Annotated in this window: 20 protein-coding genes; 9 read left to right on the forward strand and 11 right to left on the reverse strand. The window is 73.5% G+C overall.

All coding sequences use genetic code 11. The features are described from left to right. Positions 1 to 18: 18 nt before the first annotated feature. The 3 genes from J2X68_RS13160 to J2X68_RS13170 all read right to left on the reverse strand — a co-directional run bounded on the left by J2X68_RS13160 (position 19) and on the right by J2X68_RS13170 (position 1,964). The gene (locus J2X68_RS13160) at positions 19 to 900 is read right to left on the reverse strand and encodes a universal stress protein (protein ID WP_310432682.1); all 882 of its coding nucleotides are present in this window, start codon (positions 898 to 900) and stop codon (positions 19 to 21) included. A gap of 129 nt (positions 901 to 1,029) precedes the next feature. Further along, positions 1,030 to 1,635 (reverse strand): hypothetical protein, encoded by a 606-nt coding sequence (locus tag J2X68_RS13165; RefSeq protein WP_310432683.1) that lies wholly within the window; start codon positions 1,633 to 1,635, stop codon positions 1,030 to 1,032. Between the two features lie 176 nt (positions 1,636 to 1,811). After that, entirely contained in the window at positions 1,812 to 1,964 is a 153-nt protein-coding gene (locus tag J2X68_RS13170) for a hypothetical protein (RefSeq protein WP_310432684.1), read from the reverse strand. Between the two features lie 30 nt (positions 1,965 to 1,994). Here J2X68_RS13170 and J2X68_RS13175 point away from each other — a divergent pair, with 30 nt between their 5' ends. From J2X68_RS13175 to J2X68_RS13210, 8 genes are all read left to right on the forward strand, one after another. Beyond that, positions 1,995 to 2,864 (forward strand): universal stress protein, encoded by an 870-nt coding sequence (locus tag J2X68_RS13175; protein ID WP_310432685.1) that lies wholly within the window; start codon positions 1,995 to 1,997, stop codon positions 2,862 to 2,864. Next, positions 2,857 to 4,377 (forward strand): AAA family ATPase, encoded by a 1,521-nt coding sequence (locus J2X68_RS13180; RefSeq protein ID WP_310432686.1) that lies wholly within the window; start codon positions 2,857 to 2,859, stop codon positions 4,375 to 4,377. Before J2X68_RS13175 ends, J2X68_RS13180 begins: the two co-directional genes overlap by 8 nt. A gap of 89 nt (positions 4,378 to 4,466) precedes the next feature. Beyond that, complete coding sequence (locus tag J2X68_RS13185; protein ID WP_310432687.1) at positions 4,467 to 5,495, forward strand: alcohol dehydrogenase catalytic domain-containing protein; 1,029 nt, start codon at positions 4,467 to 4,469, stop codon at positions 5,493 to 5,495. Between the two features lie 86 nt (positions 5,496 to 5,581). Next, positions 5,582 to 7,372 (forward strand): acetate--CoA ligase, encoded by a 1,791-nt coding sequence (gene acsA, locus J2X68_RS13190; protein ID WP_310432688.1) that lies wholly within the window; start codon positions 5,582 to 5,584, stop codon positions 7,370 to 7,372. Next, on the forward strand, positions 7,369 to 8,496 hold the full coding sequence (gene pdhA, locus J2X68_RS13195) for a pyruvate dehydrogenase (acetyl-transferring) E1 component subunit alpha (RefSeq protein ID WP_310432689.1): 1,128 nt from the start codon (positions 7,369 to 7,371) through the stop codon (positions 8,494 to 8,496). Before acsA ends, pdhA begins: the two co-directional genes overlap by 4 nt. Positions 8,497 to 8,498: 2 nt before the next feature. Next, positions 8,499 to 9,497: an alpha-ketoacid dehydrogenase subunit beta gene (locus J2X68_RS13200; protein ID WP_310432690.1), complete on the forward strand. Its 999-nt coding sequence runs from the start codon at positions 8,499 to 8,501 to the stop codon at positions 9,495 to 9,497. A 2-nt stretch (positions 9,498 to 9,499) separates the two neighbouring features. After that, entirely contained in the window at positions 9,500 to 11,011 is a 1,512-nt protein-coding gene (locus J2X68_RS13205; RefSeq protein ID WP_310432691.1) for a 2-oxo acid dehydrogenase subunit E2, read from the forward strand. After that, positions 11,008 to 11,259, forward strand: a complete 252-nt coding sequence (locus J2X68_RS13210; RefSeq protein ID WP_310432692.1) for an acyl carrier protein — start codon at positions 11,008 to 11,010, stop codon at positions 11,257 to 11,259. Before J2X68_RS13205 ends, J2X68_RS13210 begins: the two co-directional genes overlap by 4 nt. Positions 11,260 to 11,278: 19 nt before the next feature. On the opposite strand, the gene J2X68_RS13215 is transcribed toward J2X68_RS13210, so the two are convergent. From J2X68_RS13215 to J2X68_RS13235, 5 genes are all read right to left on the reverse strand, one after another. Further along, a complete protein-coding gene (locus J2X68_RS13215) occupies positions 11,279 to 11,935 on the reverse strand; it encodes an NAD-binding protein (protein WP_310432693.1) in 657 nt (218 codons plus the stop codon). Beyond that, positions 11,932 to 12,591: a TrkA family potassium uptake protein gene (locus J2X68_RS13220; RefSeq protein WP_310432694.1), complete on the reverse strand. Its 660-nt coding sequence runs from the start codon at positions 12,589 to 12,591 to the stop codon at positions 11,932 to 11,934. The genes J2X68_RS13215 and J2X68_RS13220 overlap by 4 nt, the downstream gene beginning before the upstream one ends. Next, positions 12,588 to 15,347, reverse strand: a complete 2,760-nt coding sequence (locus J2X68_RS13225; RefSeq protein WP_310432695.1) for a cation-transporting P-type ATPase — start codon at positions 15,345 to 15,347, stop codon at positions 12,588 to 12,590. Before J2X68_RS13225 ends, J2X68_RS13220 begins: the two co-directional genes overlap by 4 nt. Before the next feature lie 278 nt (positions 15,348 to 15,625). Further along, positions 15,626 to 16,498, reverse strand: coding sequence for a universal stress protein (locus J2X68_RS13230; protein WP_310432696.1), 873 nt, complete (start codon positions 16,496 to 16,498; stop codon positions 15,626 to 15,628). 203 nt (positions 16,499 to 16,701) lie between these two features. Continuing rightward, the gene (locus J2X68_RS13235) at positions 16,702 to 17,007 is read right to left on the reverse strand and encodes a hypothetical protein (RefSeq protein WP_310432697.1); all 306 of its coding nucleotides are present in this window, start codon (positions 17,005 to 17,007) and stop codon (positions 16,702 to 16,704) included. Between the two features lie 354 nt (positions 17,008 to 17,361). Between J2X68_RS13235 and J2X68_RS13240 the strand changes: the two genes are divergently transcribed. Beyond that, positions 17,362 to 18,387 carry a 6-phosphofructokinase gene (locus J2X68_RS13240; protein ID WP_310432698.1) on the forward strand — a complete coding sequence of 342 codons (1,026 nt, stop codon included), beginning with the start codon at positions 17,362 to 17,364 and terminating at the stop codon, positions 18,385 to 18,387. Positions 18,388 to 18,495: 108 nt separating this feature from the next. On the opposite strand, the gene J2X68_RS13245 is transcribed toward J2X68_RS13240, so the two are convergent. The 3 genes from J2X68_RS13245 to J2X68_RS13255 all read right to left on the reverse strand — a co-directional run bounded on the left by J2X68_RS13245 (position 18,496) and on the right by J2X68_RS13255 (position 20,436). Next, the gene (locus J2X68_RS13245; RefSeq protein ID WP_310432699.1) at positions 18,496 to 19,383 is read right to left on the reverse strand and encodes a universal stress protein; all 888 of its coding nucleotides are present in this window, start codon (positions 19,381 to 19,383) and stop codon (positions 18,496 to 18,498) included. A 165-nt stretch (positions 19,384 to 19,548) separates the two neighbouring features. After that, the gene (locus J2X68_RS13250; RefSeq protein WP_310432700.1) at positions 19,549 to 19,701 is read right to left on the reverse strand and encodes a hypothetical protein; all 153 of its coding nucleotides are present in this window, start codon (positions 19,699 to 19,701) and stop codon (positions 19,549 to 19,551) included. 57 nt (positions 19,702 to 19,758) lie between these two features. Continuing rightward, the gene (locus J2X68_RS13255; protein ID WP_310432701.1) at positions 19,759 to 20,436 is read right to left on the reverse strand and encodes a CBS domain-containing protein; all 678 of its coding nucleotides are present in this window, start codon (positions 20,434 to 20,436) and stop codon (positions 19,759 to 19,761) included. Positions 20,437 to 20,747: the final 311 nt, after the last annotated feature.

Genomic DNA, 20,747 nt, shown 5'->3' on the forward strand with positions numbered 1-20,747 from the left:
GTGCGCGCGGGGCGCGTCTCAGATCCGGTGCGGCACGACGGCGACCGGGCACGCCGAGCGGTGCAACAGGGTGTGGGCGACGGTGCCGAGCTGCAGACCGAAGTGACCGTGCCGGCGCAGGGCGCCGACGACGATCAGGTCGGCGTCGGCCGATGCCTCCAGCAGGACACGGTGGGCGGGGCCCTCGACCGCGCGGAGGCCGACGTCGACCTCGGGATGCTCCCGCGCGACCTCGCGCAACGCGTCCTGGAGGTGGGCCGAGGCCTGCTCCTCGGGCGCCACCGCCGCCTCCGCCGCGGCCCGGTCGTCCCCCGTGACGGACGGCTCGTGAGCCGGACTGCGCCAGGCCCGCACGGCGGTCAGCGCGCAGCCCCGCGCCGCCGCCTCGCGGGCGGCGAACCGTACGGCGCCCGCGCCGCCCGTCGCGTCCCCGACCCCCACCACGACCCGGCCCAGGGACCCTTGGACGTTGCGTTCCTCGCCGCGGACGACCACGACCGGGCAGGCGGCGCGGGCGGCCACCGTGAGGCTGACCGACCCCAGTAGCAGCCCGGTGACCTCGCCTCGCCCCCGGGCGCCGGTGACCAGGGCGGACGCCTCGGATCCGGCCCGCAGCAGGGTGGACACCGCGTCGGCGGCCAGGATGTCGCCCGACACCTTCACCTCGGGGTGGCGAAGCCGGGCGCGTTCCGCGCAGGTGGCGACGATGTTCTGCGCCAGGACCTCCCCGGCCGGGCGGTCGGTGCTGAACGATGGCCGGACGCGTTCGTAGCGCTCCCACAGGGAGGCATGGACCAGCCGCAGGGGCAGTCCATGACGTGCCGCCTCGTCCGCCGCCCAGTCGACCGCCAGCAGACTGGAGTCCGACCCGTCGACGCCCACGACCAGCGGAAGTGCCATCGGGGCCACCGCCTTCCGTCCCGTTGCTGACAGACCCCCTGTGAATACCGTCGCACCGCCCGCGCGCCGCCGCGACATGCGGGCCGACGCGCGGATCGGGGCTGTCCGCCCGGCCCCGGGGGCCGTCCGTCACCGGCGGAAGCGCGCGGACCACCGCGGTTCCACCTGCTCCCACTCGGCGTCCCACTGCGCGTACCTTCTGCGGTCCAGGACCAGGCGCACACCCGTCCAGACCGCGGAGGACGCGGCCGCCACGCCGAAAGCCGCCATCCCGCCCATGAGCCAGCCACTGGCCGTCGCGTTGAGCGTGCTCGTCGGGGCGGTCGTGACGGTTCCGTCCTTCGTCACCCAGACCCGCACGGCCGCGCCCTTCGGGGTGCCCGGCTTCACGAGGGCCGCTCCGGTGTGCACGGTGCCGTCGGTGTCGGTCCAGCGGATCTGCGCGGGCCGCTTCGTCCAGTCGTCGCCCTGCCTGACGGACGAGGTCAGGCGGGCGGTGACCTGGTGCCGTTCCGCCGCCTGGGTCCGCACGGTGCGCATCGACGCCTCGTATGCCGTCACCCCCGCGCCGATCGCCGCTGCGGGCAGTCCGAGGACGAGCAGGACCAGCAGAACGCGACGGAACCAGCATTCGATCCTGTCGGATCCACGTCTCAGGGAGTTCGCGGCACCGGGCTTGTGATCGCCGCGCCCGGACGGCGGACCTGATGCGTACGGCGAACCTTGTGCGCTCATGAGCCGGCCTCCAGCAACTCGCCGCCGTCCCCCGCCATCGCTTCCCACCGTCGGACGGCGGCGGGTCCGGGGCACAGGGCCGAAGGTCCCTGCCGGTCCGGTTTCCGGCCCAGGGCCGTCTCCGCGGAGCACGGTCGTGCGGTCCGCCCGGAGGAAGCGGCACCGCGCCGGTCTCCTCACGTGGCGGGCGCGGCCCGTCCGGCCTCCTGCGGCACGGCTCCACATGCGCCGGAGCGGGGATTGGGGTACTCCTCGAAGGAGACACGCACCGCGCCCGGCATGTCGGCGACGTCCGGAGCCTGCACGTCACCGGACTCGTTCATCGTCATACCGCTTCGTAGGAGACGGAGGCCGCCGCCATGCAACCAGTCGTCACCGTGGGTCTCGACGGTTCACCCGAGAGTCTTGCCGCCGCCCGCTGGGCCGCCGACGAGGCCGAGAAGCGCAGACTCACGCTGCGCCTGCTGCACGCGTGGCCCCTGCTGGCGCCGGAACCCGCGCACGCCGCTTCCGAGGTCGATCAGAACTACTGGGCGAAGCGCCTCGTGCACACCGCACGGGCGGAGCTGCAGGCGCGGCACCCCGGCCTGACGGTGGTCGGCAGCCTGGTCGCCGACGACGCCCAGAACGCCCTGCTCCAGGCGGCGACGGAGTCCGAGATGGTCGTGCTCGGTTCTCGGGGCCTGGAGTCCGTGGAGAGCTATTTCATGGGCGACATCAGCATGCCGGTCGTGGCCCGGGCGGAGCGGCCGGTGGTCATGGTCCGGGCCGGATTCCCCGGGGAGGGAGCGCGCCCGGCGCCCGTGAGCCCCGTGGTCGTGGCCCTGAAACTGCACGCGCCCTCCGACGACCTGCTCGACTTCGCGTTCCACACCGCGGCGGCGCGCGAGGTGCCGCTGGTGGCCGTGCACGGCCGCAGCGTGCCGCTCCACGCGCGCGTGCCCTGGGGCGTGGACCACGCCGTCACCGAGGAGATGACCCGGGACGCGCACCACGAGCTGGGCAAGGCGCTGCGTCCCTGGCGCGAGAAGTACCCGCAGGTGGACGTCGCCGACAGCATCCGTCTCACGAGCCCCGCGAAGGCCGTCGTGGAGGCCGCCGAAGGCGCCGCGCTGCTGGTCGTCGGCCGCCGGGCACACCGGCACGGCGTGGCGCCCCACCTGGGTCCGGTGGCGCACGCCGCCCTCCACCACGGACGCTGCCCCGTCGCCGTCGTCCCCCATGGCTGAGCCCGGCCACCAGGAGCCGGAGCCGCCGCGCGCGCAGGTGTGCGAGACCCATACGGCGATCGTGTTCTTCGCCGGGGAGCGCGCCTACAAGGTCAAGAAGCCGGTGGACCTCGGGTTCCTCGACTACACGACGCGTGCGGCGCGTCGGCACGCCTGCGAACGCGAGCTCTCCCTCAACCGCCGCTTCGCGCCCGACGTCTATCTGGGCCTGGGCGAGTTCAGCGGCCCGGACGACGAGGCCCCCGAGCCCCTCGTGGTGATGCGCCGCATGCCCGCGGACCGGCGTCTGTCCCGGCTGGTCCGGGAAGGGGCCGTCCTGGACGACGTCCTGCGGTCCGTCGCCCGGCAGCTCGCCGCCTGGCACGCGGAAGCCCCCCGCGGCCCGGAGACGGACGCCGAGGGCACGCGCGACGCCCTGTCGTCGCGGTGGGAGGCGAGCTTCGCCCAGGTCCACGCCCTGGCCGAGGACGGCCCCGTGCCCGAGGGGACGACGGAGACGGAAGACCTGGTGCGCCGCTATCTCGCGGGCCGTGAGGGGCTGTTCGCGTCGCGCATCGCGCAGGGACGGGTGGTCGACGGCCACGGGGACCTCCTCGCCGAGGACGTCTTCTGCCTCGACGACGGCCCCCGCGTCCTGGACTGCCTGGAGTTCGACGACCGGCTGCGCTACGTCGACGGCCTGGACGACGCGGCCTTCCTCGCCATGGATCTGGAGCAGCTCGGCGCCCCGGAGGCGGCCGCCTGCTTCCTCGCCCGGTACGGCGAGTACTCGGGTGACCCCGCCCCCGCGTCGCTGTGGCACCACTACGTCGCCTACCGCGCGTTCGTCCGTGCCAAGGTCTCGCTGATCCAGGCCCGCCAGGGCGCGCCGGGCGCCGAGGCGGCGTCACGCAGGCTCGTCTCGACGACGTTGCGGCACCTGCGCACCTCCGCCGTCCGCCTGACCGTCGTCGGCGGACTGCCGGGCAGCGGGAAGTCGACCCTGTCCGGCGCGCTGGCCGACCGGCTGGGCGTCACGCTGCTCAGCAGCGACCGCGTCCGCAAGGAACTGGCGGGCCTCCCCGCCGAGCAGTCCGCGGCGGCGGGCTACCGCGAGGGCCTGTACACACCCGAGTGGACGGCCAGGACCTACGCCGCCCTCCTCGACCGTGCGGCCGCGCTGCTGTCCGCCGGCGAGTCGGTCGTCCTCGACGCCACCTGGTCGGACGCGGACCAGCGTGAGGCGGCACAGCGTGTGGCCGAAGCCACCAGCGCCGACCTGGTGGCCCTCCACTGCAGTGTTCCGGACGAGGTCTCGGCGGCCCGGCTGGGCACGCGCGCCGCGGGCCCGTCCGACGCCGACGCCGGCGTCGCCGCCGCGATGGCGGCCGCGGAACCCTCGTGGCCCGAGGCGGTCGCCGTCGACACCAGCGGCCCGCTGGAGTCCGCGGTCGCCCGGGCGCTCGCGGCCGTACGCCCCTGGGGCACCGGCCAGGCCCCGGTCTTCCGCCGCCCCTACATGGAACCGGACTGACGCGACCCGCACGACGGCGCGGCGGTCCGTGTTGCCGGGGTGTTCCGCCGGGGTGACCGTGGAGGTGGGGGAGCGAGGAGTGACCACCAGTGCGAGCGCTCGTCTACCACGGCCCGGGCCACATCTCCTGGGACACCGTCCTGGCCCCCACGATCGAGGAGGCGACCGACGCCGTCGTGCGCGTCGACGCCACCTCCGTCTGCGGCACCGACCTGCACATCCTGCGAGGAGAGCTGCCCGAGGTGAAACCGGGGACGATCCTCGGCCACGAGGCCGTCGGCGAGGTCATGGACGTCGGCCCCGGCGTCCGGGGTCTGCGCCCCGGCCACCAGGTGATCGTGTCCTCCGTCTCGGCCTGCGGTCGCTGCCAGGCGTGCCGGGACACCAGGCGTGGGCAGTGCGGCGGAGGCGGCGGGTCGCTCCTGGGGAGCCGGATCAACGGAACCCAGGCCGAGTTCGTGCGCGTTCCGTTCGCGGACCACTCCACCCTCCGACGGCCTCCCGCGGTCCCGCTCGACGAGGCTCTCCTGCTGGCCGAGGTGCTCCCCACCGCCTACGAGGTCGGCGTACGGAACGGCCACGTCGGTCCCGGGGACACCGTCGTCGTGGTGGGCGCCGGTCCCGTCGGTCTCGCCACGGTGGCCGTCGCACGGCTGTACTCCCCCCGCCGGATCGTCGTGGTGGACCTGTCCGGGCCCCGGCTGGAGGTCGCCGCCCGCATGGGGGCCGATGCCGCCGAGCTGCCGGGGAAGATGATCGCCGAGCTGTCGGAAGGAGCGGGCGCCGACGTCGCCATCGAGGCATCGGGCGACCCGGACGGCTTCGCCCTGTGCGTCCAGGCCGTCCGGGCGGGAGGGCACATCGCCAACATCGGGACGCACGGCAGACCGGTCACGCTCCACCTCGAGTCCCTGTGGCGGAAGAACATGACGATCAGCACGGGCCAGGTGGACACGTCCTCCACGCCGTGGCTGCTGGAGCTGCTGAGGTTCGGACGCCTGTCCGTCTCCCCGCTGATCACCCACACCTTCGGCCTCGACCGCATGGCGCACGCCTACGAGGTGTTCTCCCAGGGCGCCACCACGGGTGCGCTCAAGGTCGTACTGCACCGGGAGTGAGGAGGGCGGGGAAGCAGGAGGCGGAACGGGCCGGCCGGGCCACCGGCCGGCAGCGGGCGGGGCCGCAAGTGCCGGGAGGAGCACCGATGCACCGGGAAACCATTCGCAAGGACACCGCACCGGTCGTCCCGCCCCGTCTCGCCGACTACGACCGGGCCCGCTCGGACTTCGCGTGGGAACAGGCGCGCACCGAGCTGGCCGGGCTGCCCGGCGGGGGCCTCAACATCGCTCACGAGGCGGTGGACCGGCACCTGCTGACCGGCCGCGCGGACAAGGCCGCCCTGCGCTGCGTCGCCCGGGACGACTCCGTCTCCACCGTCACGTATGCCGAACTGGCCCGCCGCACGGCCCGCTTCGCGAACGTCCTGCGGCACCTCGGCGTCGGCCCCGGCGAGCGGGTGTTCACCCTGCTCGGCCGCTGCCCCGAGCTGTACACCACGGTGCTGGGCACGCTGAAGAACACCGGCGTGCTCTGCCCGCTCTTCTCCGCCTTCGGCCCCGACCCGGTCGAGCAGCGACTGCGCCTGGGAGACGCACGGGTCCTGGTCACCACCGCGGCACTCTACCGGCGCAAGGTCGCCGAACGCCGGGCGTCGCTTCCCGCACTGGAGCACGTCCTGATCGTCGGGCCCGGCGGTGATGATCTGCCCGGGACCGTCTCCTTCGACGCGCTGACGGCTGCCGCCCAGGACACCTTCACCGTCCCGCCCACCTCGCCCGAGGACATGGCCCTGCTGCACTTCACCAGCGGGACCACCGGCGCCCCCAAGGGCGCGGTCCACGTGCACGAGGCCGTGGTGGCCCACTACGCCACCGCCGCGTACGCCCTCGACCTGCACCCCGACGACGTGTACTGGTGCACCGCCGATCCCGGCTGGGTCACCGGCATGTCGTACGGGATCATCGCGCCACTCGTCCACGGCGTGACCGTGGTCGTCGACGAGGGGGACTACGACGCCCGGCGCTGGTACCGGATCCTCGGCGAACAGCGGGTCAGCGTCTGGTACACCGCCCCCACGGCCCTGCGCATGCTCATGCGGGCCACACCGCGCCAGGGCCCGTACGACCTGCCGCGCTCCTACGACCTGTCGGCCCTGCGCTTCATCGCCTCCGTCGGCGAGCCCCTCAACCCGGAGGCTGTCCTGTGGGGCAGGGACGTGCTGGGCCTGCCGGTGCACGACAACTGGTGGCAGACGGAGACCGGCTGCATCATGATCGCCAACTTCGCCGCCTGCGACATCCGGCCCGGCTCCATGGGGCGGCCGCTCCCCGGCGTCGAGGCGACCGTGCTGGAGCAGGGCGAGGACGGCCGGGCCCTCGTCACCGGCGGCCGGGTCACAGAGGTGCGCCGGGCCGGGGCCGAGGGCGAACTGGCGCTCCGGCCGGGCTGGCCGTCGATGTTCCGCGGCTACCTCCACGACGAGGACCGCTACGACGCCGCGTTCGCGGGCGGCTGGTACCTGACCGGTGACCTGGTCCGCCGGGACGTGGACGGCTGGTACTGGTTCGTCGGGCGCGCCGACGACGTCATCAAGTCGGCGGGCCATCTCATCGGTCCGTTCGAGGTGGAGAGCGCGCTGATGGAGCACCCGTCGGTGGCCGAGGCCGGTGTGATCGGACGGCCGGACCCGGTCGCCGGGAACGTCGTCAAGGCATTCGTGTCGCTGCGCCCCGGGGTTCCGCCGACTCCGGATCTGGAGCGGGAACTACTGGCCTTCGGCCGCCGCAAGCTGGGCCCCGCCGTCGCACCCAGGGAGATCGCGTTCGACCAGAACCTCCCCAAGACCCGGAGCGGGAAGGTGATGCGCCGGCTGCTGCGCGCACGCGAACTCGGCCTGCCCACGGGTGACGTGTCCACCCTGGAGGGATCCGCATGAGCCTGGCCCGACCCACCCGCACGCGGAAGGACCCGGCGTCCCGGAAGGCCGGAGAGAAGCCCACGCCGGCGCAGAAGGCGTCGAAGGGGCAGAAGGCGCAGAGGACGCCGAAGAAGACGAAGAAGACGACCATGAAAGCGATCGACGAGAAGGCGGGCGCCGGGCACCGCAAGGAGCTGCTGGAGGCCATGCTGCGCATCCGCCGCTTCGAGGAACGGTGCGTCGAGCTGTACAGCGCGGCGAAGATCCGCGGCTTCGTCCATCTGTACATCGGCGAGGAGGCCGTGGCCGTCGGCGTCAACGAGGCATTGACACCCGAGGACGCGGTGGTCGCCACGTACCGCGAACACGGCCACGCCCTGGCCCGCGGGATCACGGCCGACGCCGTCATGGCCGAGATGTACGGCAGGACGACCGGCTGCAGCGGCGGCCGGGGCGGATCCATGCACCTGTTCGACGCGAGCCGGCGCTTCTACGGCGGCAACGCGATCGTTGCCGGGGGCCTCCCACTGGCCGCCGGCCTCGCCCTCGCCGACCGCATGCGCGGAGAGAACCGCGTCACCTGCTGCTTCTTCGGTGACGGGGCCTTCGCCGAGGGGGAGTTCCACGAAACGGCCAATCTCGCGGCCCTGTGGCGCCTTCCTCTGCTGCTCGTCTGCGAGAACAACCTCTACGCCATGGGCACGGCACTGGAGCGGCACGAGGCGCAGACGGACCTGGCGATGCGAGCCGCCTCCTACGGAATGGTCGCCTGGGCCGTCGACGGGATGGACGTCGAATCCGTGGAGGAGACCGCCCGCCGGGCCGCCGAGGCCGTCAGGGCCGGTGCGGGGCCGCACTTCCTCGAACTGCGCACCTACCGCTTCCGCGCCCACTCCATGTACGACCCGGACCGGTACCGCGACAAGGCGGAGGTGGAGCGGTGGAAGGGCCGTGACCCGATCGTCCGTCTCGTCGATCGCATGCGCGCGGACGGCGACCCGGTCGACGAGGCCCTCGCCGTGATCGAGCGCCGGGTGGCCGCCGAAGTCGACCACGCCGTGGAGGCAGCCGAGCAGGCACCCGCGGAGCCGGTGGAGCACCTCTTGCGCCACGTCACCAGCGCTTCGGCGGAGGTGGGTTGACGATGGGCGACGGTGAGCGGCCGCAGCCGGCGAAGACGACCTACCGTGAGGCGCTGCGCGAGGCACTGCGCGACGCACTGCGGTCCGACGACCGCGTCTTCCTGATGGGCGAGGACGTGGGCCGCTACGGCGGATGCTTCGGCGTCAGCCTCGGCCTGCTGGAGGAGTTCGGCCCCGAACGCGTCCGCGACACCCCGCTGTCGGAGTCCGCGTTCGTGGGTGCCGGCATCGGCGCCGCCCTGGCCGGTCTGCGGCCCGTCGTCGAGATCATGACCGTCAACTTCAGCCTGCTCGCTCTCGACCAGATCCTCAACAACGCCGCCACGCTGCTGCACATGTCGGGCGGCCAACTGCCCGTGCCGATCGTGATCCGCATGACCACGGGTGCCGGACGCCAGCTCGCCGCCCAGCACTCGCACAGCCTGGAGGGCTGGTACGCGCACATCCCCGGCATCCGCGTGCTCGCCCCCGCCACCCTCGAGGACGCGCGTCGCATGCTCGCTCCGGCGCTCGCCGACCCCGACCCCGTCCTGATCTTCGAGCACGGAAGTCTCTACAACGTCTCCGGCGAACTCCTCCCGGCCACCGCGCCCGTCGACCTGGACCGCGCCGCGATCCGCCGGTCCGGCACCGAGATCACCCTGATCACGTACGGAGGTTCGCTGCCCAAGACCCTCGCGGCGGCGGACGAGCTGGCCGCCGAGGACATCAGCGCCGAGGTGATCGACCTGCGCACGCTCCGGCCCCTCGACTCCGCCACCGTCGCCGCCTCCGTGGCCCGCACCCATCGTGCGGTGGTCGTCGACGAGGCGTGGCGCACGGGGAGCCTTGCCGCCGAGGTGTCCGCCCGCATCGCCGAGGAGTCCTTCTACGATCTGGACGCGCCCGTGGAGCGGGTGTGCGGCGCGGAGGTGCCGATGCCCTACGCCCGGCAGCTGGAGGAGGCCGCTCTGCCGCAGACGGCCGACATCGTCGCGGCCGCCCACCGGGCGGTGGACTGACCATGGCCGAGTTCACCATGCCCTCCCTGGGCGCCGACATGGACGAGGGCACGCTCGTGGAGTGGCTGGTGGCGCCCGGAGCACTCGTCCACAAGGGCGATCCGGTCGCTGTCGTCGAAACCGCGAAGTCGACCATCGAGGTGGAGTGCTTCGAAACGGGAACCATGGCCGAGCTGCTCGTCGAGCCCGGCACGACCGTCCCGGTGGGCACGCCGCTCGCGCGGATCGGGGCGACGGAGAAGAAGCCTCCCAAGGCCGGCGAGGCGAGCAAGGCGGGTAGGGCGACCAGGGCCGGCAGGCTGGAGGAAGCGGAGAAACCAGAGAGATCGAAGAAACCAGAGAAACCAGAGAGATCGGGGAAGGCGGAGAAGGCGGGGAAGAGACGACGGGCTCGTGGCGCGGCGACGAAGGCCGAGCCCGTCAAGCCCCCGTCCCCGTCCGTCAATTCCCCGTCCCCTTCCCCGCTTCCCGAACCCGCGAGCATCGCGGGCCCGGTGGCGTCCGGCGCGCGGCGGCACACGGAGGTCGGCCCCCTGATCCGGCATCTGGCGGAACACAGCGGTGTCGACCTGGAGACGCTGCACGGTTCCGGGCCCGGGGGACGCGTCACCCGAACCGACGTCGAGGAAGCGGCGGCCGACCGGCGTCCGCGCCTGCGGGTGACCCCGTTGGCCCGGAGGCTGGCGGCGGAGACGGGCGTCGACCTGGCCATGGTGCAAGGGACGGGCAAGGACTCGGCCGTCCGTGCCGCGGACGTGCGCCGGGCGGTCCGCGGCCCTGCGGCCGAGCCCCGGTCCGCGACGGTCGGCACCGCCACCGCAGGGCCGTCCCGGCAGCGTCCCGCGGACCGGGGTGCGGCCATGCGGCAGGCGATCGCGGGTCTGATGAGCCGCGCCAACAGGGACATCCCCCACTACTACCTGTCCACGACCGTGGACATGGCCGCCGCGATGGAGCGGCTGCACGAGCACAACCGGCGCAGCCCCGTCGGTGAACGCCTGCTCCCCGCCGCCCTCCTGCTCAAGGCGGCAGCCTTGGCGGCCCGTGAGGTCCCCGAGCTGAACGGCCACTGGACCGACGACCGCTTCACGGCCGGCGAGGGCGTCCACCTCGGCGTGGCCGTGTCGCTGCGCGGGGGAGGGCTCGTCGCCCCCGTGCTGCACCACGCCGACGAGCTGGCGCTCCCGGAGTTGATGACGATCCTGAAGGACCTGGTCACCCGGGCGCGTACGGGCAGACTGCGGGGCTCCGAGGTGTCGGGGGCCACGATCACGGTCACCAACCTCGGAGATCAGGGAGTGGAGGCCGTGTTCGGAGTGATCCACCCGCCGCAGGTGGCCCTGGTCGGTTTCGGGCGAGTGGCCGACCGGCCGTGCGCCGTCGAGGGCATGCTGGGTGTGCGGCCCGTGGTCACGGCGACCCTCTCGGCCGACCACCGAGCGACCGACGGCGCCGTCGGGGCGCGCTTCCTCACGGCGGTCACCCGCCTTCTGCAGAACCCGGAGCAGCTGTGAACATCGACCGGACCGACGCGCTGGACATGGTGAGGGAATCGCTCGCCCGGGTCGTCCCGGACGCGGACGTCGCCGCCCTGGGGCCCGACGAGGCGTTCCGTGACGTGCTGGAGATGGACTCCCTGGACTTCCTGAGTTTCGTGGAGGTCCTCAGCGAACGCGCCGGGGTCCGCATCGAGGACGAGGACACTCCCCGGCTGACCACACTGTCGGGCAGTGCCGACTTCCTCGTCGCCCGAGCGGGATGACGGTTCCGCCGGCGAGCGGTCACTGGAACGCGGCGTGGATCTCCTGCTCGGTCGCGGTGTGCGAGACGAGCAGGATCTCGTCGCCGGGGCGGAGCCGGAGCGCCGGATCCGGCACGGTCGGCTGTCCGTCGCGGACGATGGTCGCGACGACCGTCCCCTCGGGCAGTTCCACATCCCGCAGGGCGCGTCCCACCGTCCGGGACCGCGGCGTGATGGCCGTTTCGATGACGTCGACGCCGGCCTTGCTGAGCCGCAGCAGGGCGACCGTGTCGGTGGCCCCGGTGGCCTCCTCGATGAGGGAGATCAGCGGGGTGGCCGCGGGCACGGCGACGTCGACGCCCCAACGCCCGTCGAACAGCCAGGTGTTGTCGGCGTCGTTGATGCGGGCGGCCACCCGGGGCACCGAGAACTGCCGTTTGGCGAGCAGGCTGATGACGAGGTTGTCCTCGTCGTCCCCGGTGGTGGCGATGACGAGATCGGCGCTCAGCGCCCCCGCGTGTTCCAGGAGGGAGGGCTCACAGGCGTCCCCGGCGACGAGCCGCACGGGGACGCGCCCCTCCAGGGCGGCGACACGGTCGTCGTCGGCGTCGATCAGCGTCACGTCGTTGTGGGCGGCGGCGAGGACCTGGGCGATCTGGGTGCCGAGCCGCCCCGCTCCGGCGACGATCACGTTCATGTCCCCAACTCCTTGTCGAGGAAGCCGCGCAGCCTGCCGAGCGCGGTCGCGGCGACGGCGAACGTGACCAGGTCGCCCGCCCGCGCCTGCGTGCCGTGCGCGGGGATCAGGGAACGGCCCGCGCGGGTGACCTCGACGACCCGGATCTCGCCGTCGACCTCGAACCCGGTCAGCGGCCGCCCGGTCAGATAGGCCGGAAGCTCGGAGCGGTAGAGGAGCGTCTCGCCGTTGCCGAAACTGATCTCGGGGGAGAGGTGGCGGTGCAGCAGCATCTGGTGGATCTGATGGACCGTCCAGCGGACGCTGGCGATGGTGGGGATGCCGAGTTCGCGGTAGATGTCGGCGCGTCGGGGATCGTAGATGCGGGCGAGGACCCTCGGTACCCGGTAGGTCTCCTTCGCCGTGCGCGCGCTGACGATGTTGCTGTTGTCCCCGGAGGTGACGGCCACGAAGGCGTCCGCATGCTCGATGCCGGCGGCTTCGAGCACGGCGCGGCTGTAGCCGTTGCCCACGTGGAAGCTGATGCGGGGGCTGTCGGGCAGCCGCCGGGCCGCCTTCGGGCTCCGGTCGACGACCCGCACGTCGTGTCCTTCGGCGGCGAGCAGCCCGGCGAGGGTGGTGCCCACCCGTCCGCAGCCGACGACGATCACTTTCACTGTCGCGCTCCCTTCCGGTGACCGGCACGGCGGCGCAGCCATCCCTTGCGGACCTCGTCGGCGATCAGGGGCAGGGTCCCGAGCCCGGTCAGCAGCGCCCAGTCGGCGGCGTCGAGCGCGGCGGTGCCGAAGACGGCCTGGAGCAGCGGCACATAGCTGATCGCCGCCATGAGGGCGATGCCGAAGCCGCCCGCCACCAGCAGGGCCGGATTGGACAGCAGCCCCACCTTCAGGATGCTCTGGCGTTCGGTGCGCACCGCCAGCGCGTTGAAGAACTGGCTGAGCACGATCCCGGCCTGGACCATGGTGATCGCCTCCCGGTAGACGGGCGTGTCCTTGGTGAAGTCGTCGAAGGGGATCCCCGAGGACCCGACGTGCCAGAAGAAGACGGCGGTGACGCACAGCGCCTGGATGCCGCCGAGGAACAGGATCCGTCCCACCACCCCGGCCGAGAACAGCCGCTCCCGGCGGGCGCGCGGCGGACGCTCCATCACGTCGGGCTCGGGCGGCTCGGCGCCCAGCGCCAGAGCGGGCAGGACGTCGGAGCCCAGGTCGATCGCCAGGATCTGCACCGCGCTGATGGGCACCAGCGGGAACCCGGCGAAGGTCGCGGCCAGGATCGGGACCAGCTCCCCGATGTTGTGGCTGAAGAGGTAGACGAGGAACTTGCGGATGTTCTGGTAGACCGCCCGGCCGAGCCGCACGGCCACGGCGATCGAGGCGAACGAGTCGTCCAGGAGCACCATCGAGGCCGCCTCCCGGGCCACGTCGGTGCCCGACGCGCCCATCGCCACCCCGATGTCGGCGTGCTTGAGGGCGGGAGCGTCGTTCGCGCCGTCCCCGGTGACGGCCACCACCTCGCCGCGCCGCTGGAAGGCGGTGACGACCCGCATCTTGTGCTCGGGGCTGACCCGGCACAGCAGCAGCTCGGACGGTTCGGCGAGCAGCGCGTCGAGCGACGTCCCGTCCATCGCGTCGAGCCGGGCGCCCGTCACCACGACGGGATCCGGCCCCCGCACGATCCCCACCCGCCGCGCGACGGCCTCCCCGGTGAGCGGGTGGTCCCCGGTGACCATGACGATGCGGATGCCGGCCCCGCGGCAGGCGGCGACCGCGTCGGCGACCTCGGGACGCGGCGGGTCCAGCATCCCGACCAGCCCGAGGAACGTGAGGCCGGACTCCGCCTCGTCCTGCGCGGGGCGGGGCCGGTCGAGGTCACGCCGTGCGACGGCCAGCACCCGCAGCGCCTGCGAGGCCAGCGCGTCGCCCGCCGCGAGCGCCGTCGCCCGCTCCCGCTCGGTCAGCGGGCCCCGGCGCCCCTCCCACTCCACGTCGGTGCAGAGCGCCAGCACTTCCGCCGGCGCTCCCTTCACACACGCCCGGTAGCCCGTGCCGTCCCGGTGCACCGTGGTCATCAGCTTGCGGTCCGAGTCGAAGGGGAACTCGGTCACGCGGGGAGCCGCCTGCTCCTCGGCGACCGGGTCGAGACCGGCCTTGGCCGCGACGACGAGCAGCGCGCCCTCGGTGGTGTCGCCGAGCACCCGCCGGCGCCGGGCGTCCTGGGACGGCACGAGCCGGGCGTCGCAGCACAGGGCCGCCACCCGCAGCAGCTCGCGCACCGGCGCGGCGTCGGCGACCTCGCCGCCCGGGGTGTAGCCCACACCGGTCACCGCGTGCGGCGCGCCCCCGGCCCACACCCGGGTGACGGTCATCTCGGCCTGGGTGAGCGTCCCGGTCTTGTCGGTGCACACCACCGTGGTCGATCCGAGTGCCTCCACCGCCAGCAGCTGCTTGATCAGCGCCCGGCGGCGCGCCATCCGGCGGACGCCGATGGCCAGGGACACCGAGAGGGTGGCGGGCAGCCCTTCCGGCACCATCGCCACCATCACCCCCAGCGCGAACACGAACGCGGGCAGCAGGGACTCCCCGGTGGGCAGGCGCACGGCGAACATCAGGGCGCCGATCCCCAGGGCCGCGGCCGCCACCCGCCGGGCCATGGAAGCCACCTGGTGCTGGAGGGGGGTCTTCTGCTGCGGGGCGGCCGCGGCCAGCCGGAAGATCCGCCCGAACTCGGTCCCCGCACCGGTGGCGAAGACCACGGCCCGACCGGACCCGGCGACGACGTCCGTTCCCATGAACACGCAGTTGCGCGCCTCCAGCGCGGGCCCGGCCGGCACCGGATCGGCCGTACCGCTCACGGGGTCGCTCTCCCCGGTCAACGGCGCGTTGTTGACCCGAAGTTCGTGCGCCTCGACCACCCGGCAGTCCGCAGGCACGGCGTCCCCGGCCTCCAGCACCACCACGTCCCCCGGCACCAGATCCCGGGCGGGCACCTCCAGCCGCCGGCCGTCGCGCAGCACCCGGCAGGCGTGGGGGACCATCGCCTCCAGCGCCTGGGCCGTCCGCTCGGCCGAGTACTCCTGCGCGAACCCGATGGCGGCGTTCAGCACCACGACGCCGAGGATCGCCACCGCGAGCTGAAGCGTGCCCGCATCACGTGGGTCCTGCAGTGCGTAGGCCAGGAAGGTGATCGACGAAGCGACGAGCAGCACGACCGCGAAGAGGTCCGTGAACTGCGCCCCCAGCCGCCGCCACACCGGGCGGCGCGCCGTACGGGGCATCTCGTTGGGCCCGTACCGCTCCCGCTCCGCCCGTGCCCGGTCCGCGGCCAGGCCGCGCCGTGAGGTGTTCAGGGCGGTGTAGACCTCGCCGGGGGCGAGTTCCCGCAGCGGGGGAAGCGGACCGGACCCGGGCACGGCGTCGACCGTCGCGTCCGTCCCTCCGCCCGGTGCGGGCGGGTGCGGGCCGGTGCGCATCATCCGGACCCGTACGACGCCGGGGTCCCCGGTCCCGGCGGAACCGGTCGGACCGCGCGGAGGGCCTTGCGAGAGGCTTCCATCTCGGACTCCAGTGAGTTCGGCGGGCGTCCCGCCGGGGTGCCGGCCCCCGGTGGACGGCGCCGTTCCTCATCGTGTGACGGGGCCGTCGGCTCCACCAGGGCCGGACGGGGCAGGGAACCGGGCCGTTCGGCGCCTCACACCGGGACCGTGATGACGGGGCAGCGGGCGTGGTGCAGCACTCCCTGGCTGACCGACCCCAGGAGCATGCCGGTGAAACCGCCGCGCCCGCGGGTTCCCACGACCAGGCCCAGCGCGTGTTCCGAGGCGTCCGTCAGGACCCGCACCGGGTGGCCGAGGACGACCTCGTGGTGCAGTTCCACTTCCGGGTACCGCGCGATCCGGCCCGCGACCGTCTCGGACAGCACCTGGCGGCACTCCTGCACGGCGGCGTCCTCGTTCAGCACGCCGAGGAGCGGCTGATGCCACACGTACAGGGCCCGCAGGACCGCCCCGCGCAGGGCCGCCTCCTCGAACGCCACGTCCACCGCCGCGGCGGAGTGCGGGCTGCCGTCGACGCCCACGACGACGTACCCGGGCTCCTGCGTGATGTGCTCCGGCTCCGGGACGACGACGACCGGGCAGGGGGAGTGGGCGGAGAGCGGGAGCGACACGGAGGCGGAGCCGAACAGCTGGCGCCGGGTGCTCAGATGCCAGGAACCCACCACGACCAGGGAGGCGTTCCGTGCCTCCTCGCTCAGCACCCACGCCGGCTCTCCCTCGGCCAGCAGTGTGGACACCTCCACCGCCGGCTGCCGGGACGCGACGAAGGCGGCCGCCTCCTCGAGCACCTCGTTACCGGCCACGTGCAGAGTGCGGTTCCACTCCTCCCAGGACGGTCGTACCTCGCCCGTGCGGTACCCGGCGGTCGGCACACCCTGGGCGTGGACGAGCCGCACCGGCAGCCCACGGCGCTCCGCCTCGTCGGCGGCCCAGGCGAGTGCCAGCCGCTTCGAAGGATCGGGATCGACGCCCACGACGATCGGCTCACGCCCGTCCGCACTGTTCATGGCGCCTCCAGGAGATTCCGTTGCCACCCGTCGGTTTTCGCTGTCCTCCCAGCCTGACCCCGGCCGTCCGGAGCCGCCACGGAACGCTGTCGCGTGGTGGCCCCGGCCGTCGTGGGACCGGACGGATCACCGTCGTCGGGCCCGGGCGGGCTCTCGGGCGGCGGTCCGGGCGGGGAGGCGTCCCCGTCGTCCTCCGTCGCGGATCACGTCATGTAGGCCGGTCGGCCGACCCGTTCGTACCGCGGAACGGTCGCGCCGCCACCGGCCCGCACGGCCTCCACCACCGCCTGGTGCAGTTGCCTGCTGTCCCGCTCGGACGGGCAGGGCACCGGGCTTCCGGCGAGGGCGTGCCAGTGGGAGGTGCCGGTGTACCGCACCACCACTTCGGCCTGCGCTCCGTCCCAGATCGTGCGCAGGGTCAGGTTGCCGGTCATCACCCCGCCCTCGCCCGTGCGGGCGCCGCCCCGCCCGGCGAACACGTCCGGTGTGGTCCATATCGCTCTGGCCATGACGTCGTCCCTTCGCCTCGGATCGCGAGCGGAACTGTCGACAGCGTCGGACCGGCCGGTACTTCTGTCGCACGAGGCCGGCCGCGGGCCGTCCGCCGCGGATCTTCTTGCGGTGTCCCGCAGGCCCTTTCTTCGAGCATGCGCCTCGGTCCGACTCGCGCACTGGGCCGATCGGGCACTCATGGGGTCCATGTGGGCCGAGTGGCCCCCGGGCCGGCCCCCGCCCGCGCCGAGTGGCCACCGCGGTCGGAATGGAGGGAGGCTGGAGGGGAGCTCATCCGTGCTCCCCGACAGCGGTTTCGACCGCCGGGAAGGCTGCCACCAGGTCGGGTGCCCAGCTGATGGGAGAAAGCCATGAGGGTCGGATTGCTGACCGGCGGCGGTGACTGTCCCGGCCTCAACGCCGTGATCCGCAGCGTCGTCCGCAAAGGCGTCCAGGAGTACGCCTTCGACTTCGTCGGTCTGCGGGACGGCTGGCTCGGGGCGCTCCAGGACAAGGTGGTACCGCTGGACATTCCCAGCGTGCGCGGCATCCTCCCCCGCGGCGGAACCATCCTCGGCTCCTCCCGCACCAACCCGTTCAAGCACGAGGACGGCCTGCGGCGGGTGCGGGACACCCTCGCCGCACACGACGTGGACGCGCTCGTCGTGATCGGCGGCGAGGACACGCTCGGGGTGGCCGCCGAGCTGAGCCGTCAGGGGGTCCGGCTGGTCGGGGTCCCGAAGACCATCGACAACGACGTCTCCGGCACCGACTACACCTTCGGGTTCGACACCGCCGTCGGCATCGTGACCGAGGCGATCGACCGCCTCCACACCACTGCCGAGTCGCACATGCGCACCCTGGTGGTCGAGGTGATGGGCCGGCATTCCGGGTGGATCGCACTGCACGGAGGTGTCGCGGGCGGGGCCAACGTGATCCTCGTCCCGGAGCGGCCCTTCGACATCGACCAGGTCTGCGAGCAGGTGAAGAGCCGGTTCGAGACCAACTACGCGCCGATCGTCGTGGTGGCCGAGGGGGCCGTCCCCCGGGAGGGACAGCTGATGGTCAAGGACCGCATGCTGGACGAGTTCGGCCACGTCCGCCTGTCCGGCATCGGGGAATGGCTGGCCCGGGAGATCTCGGAACGCACGGGCACGGACGCCCGCACCACGGTCCTGGGGCACGTCCAGCGCGGCGGCACGCCGAGTGCCTTCGACCGCTGGCTGGCCACGCGCTTCGGGCTGCACGCCATCGACGCGGTCGCGGAAGGCGACTTCGGCGTGATGGTGGCGCTGCAGGGCACGCAGATCGTCCGCGTCCCCCTCGCCGAGACCACGGAGAAGACCAAGGGGGTCGACCCGTCGCTGTACGACGAGTTCGAGGTGTTCTTCGGCTGACTCCCGGACGCTCGCGGCACAGCCGTCCGACCCATCAGACCCGTCCGACCCATCAGACCCGTCCGACCCGTCCGACCCATCAGACCCGTCCGATCTGCCGGCCCGCCATCATCCGACGTGCGGCACGACCGCCACCGGACAGGCTGCGTGGTGCAGCACGCCCTGGGCGACGAACCCCAGCCTGCCCTCGGCCGCGCCCGGATCGGCACGGCGGCCCACGACGAGCAGCCGCGCACCGCGGGACGCGTTCAGCAGCGCCTCCGCCGGGTGCAGCAGCACCACATCGGGACGGACCGTCACCCGCGGATACCGCTCCCGCCACGCACGCAGGGCGTCGGAGAGCCGTACGACCTCCTGGTCCTCCCAGGCGGCACGGTCCTCCTCGGTCACCGCAGGCGTCCGGGAGGACACGGACTCGGCGGGCAGGGCCCAGGCCTGGACCACCCGCAGATCCGCGCCGCGTGCCTCGGCGGCCGAGAACGCGAAGTCCGCCGTTTCGCCGACCGGGTGATGCGCGTCGAACCCCACCACCACCTGGGCGGCGTCCCGTGCCGCGGGCATCCCCGCCCCGGCGCCGACGGGACGCCGGGGCACCAGGACGACGGGGCACGGGGCCGCCATCGCCGCCCGCAGCGCCACCGAGCCGACCGCGAGCGCGTCGAAGCCGCCCGTGCCCCGCGTGCCGACGACGAGGAGCCCGGCGGTGCGCGCGGCGGCGAGGAGGGCCGAGGCGGGCGGGTCGTCCGTCTGCTCGCCCCGTATCTCCAGCCGGGGGTGGCGGTCGCCGAGGTCGGCCGCCGTCCGCGCGAGCATCTGCTCACCGAGGTCGCGCAACCTGTCCGCCGCCGGCAGCGGCACGGCGGCGCCCGGCAGCGAGGGAGAGGCGTGGACCAGGTGCAGCGGAACGCCACGCGACGAGGCCTCTCGCGCCGCCCAGTCGGCCGCCACCGAACTGTGCGCGGACCCGTCGATACCCACCACCACCGGGTGACTCATCGTGTGTCCTCCTTCGCCCGGCGCGGACCTTCCCGGGAACCGCTCGGCCCGTGCCGTGCCACTCCTCCTCCACTGTTCCACGGCCCCACGACGGCGGCGTCCGCACCCGGCGCGCGCCGGACTCGGGGGCTGCTCGACGCACGAGCTGCTGACCTGCCCGAACAACTACGACCAGATCATGTGCGGCAGTGCCGAGCAGTGCTGCGGCCTCGGGGCCGCCCGGGTCGGCGCCACGGTCGTCCCATCACCGGCCGCAAGGCGTTCCCACGGCCCGCCGACGACGGCGTGGAGCTCCTCCGCGCCGTCCTGGACGTCCATCTCGACGACGGTGTCACCGTGGCCTGACGGGACGCCCGTGGGCCGCACCGGCGCAGTTCAGCCCGCGTCTCCCCGCCCTGCCGCCCCGGCGGATGCGCCGGTGAGGTGGGGCTCGACGTCCACGACGCCCTCCACGGCGCGCACCAGGCGCGCGGCGACCGGGATGAGCGAGGTGTCGCGGATGCGGCCGCGGAGGGTGACCACACCGTCGTGCACCTCCACGTGGACGGCGTGGCTGAAGGCCGGGAAGAGGTACGACACCACGGTGCGGCGGACCTCCTCCTCGATGTCCTCGTCCGACCGCAGGAAGACCTTCAGCAGATCGGCGCGGCTGACGATGCCCTGGAGGATGCCGACGTCGTCGACCACGGGCAGCCGCTTGACGTGCCGGACGGCCATGATCCTGGCCGCCTGGGCGAGGGTGGCGCCGGGACGGACCGTCACGGCGGGGGTGCTCATGAGGTCGCCCGCCGTCGCCGCCCCGGCCTTGGCGACGTCGGACAGGCGCCCGCGCTGGTCGAAGAGGCTCGGGTCGCTGTCACGGAACTCCTCCTTGGGCAGCAGGTCGGCCTCGGAGACGACACCGATCACACGGCCTTCGCCCTCCAGGACCGGAATGGCGCTGACGCTCCACTGCTCCATGGTCCGGACGATCTCCTTGAACTGCGCGTCGCGTCCGACAGCCACGACCGTCTGCGTCATCACATCGCTCACGATGTGCGGGGTCTGCGGCACTTCGAAGCACCTCGTCTCCACCTCGTCAGGAAACCTCGCCCGCCCCTGGGGCGCGCAGCGGCCCGGCGGTCGCACCCCGCCCGCCCTTCGGGGGCGTACCGGCCGGGCGGGTGGCCGACGGGTCGCACCCGGGCCGACCCGAGCCGGCGCGCGAGCACGCCGCGGGCGCACGGCCGCGCAAGCTCCCGGGGCGTGGCGCGAGCCGGCCCCGGGCCCCGACGACCACCGGCCGTCCGTCACACGACGGCGGGGGAGGCAGGCCGGGCGGTGTTCCGCTCTTCGGCCGCATGACTCCACCATCGCCGCAAACC

Source organism: Streptomyces sp. 3330 (genome assembly GCF_031456635.1).
In the GTDB taxonomy this organism is placed as follows: Bacteria; Actinomycetota; Actinomycetes; order Streptomycetales; family Streptomycetaceae; genus Streptomyces.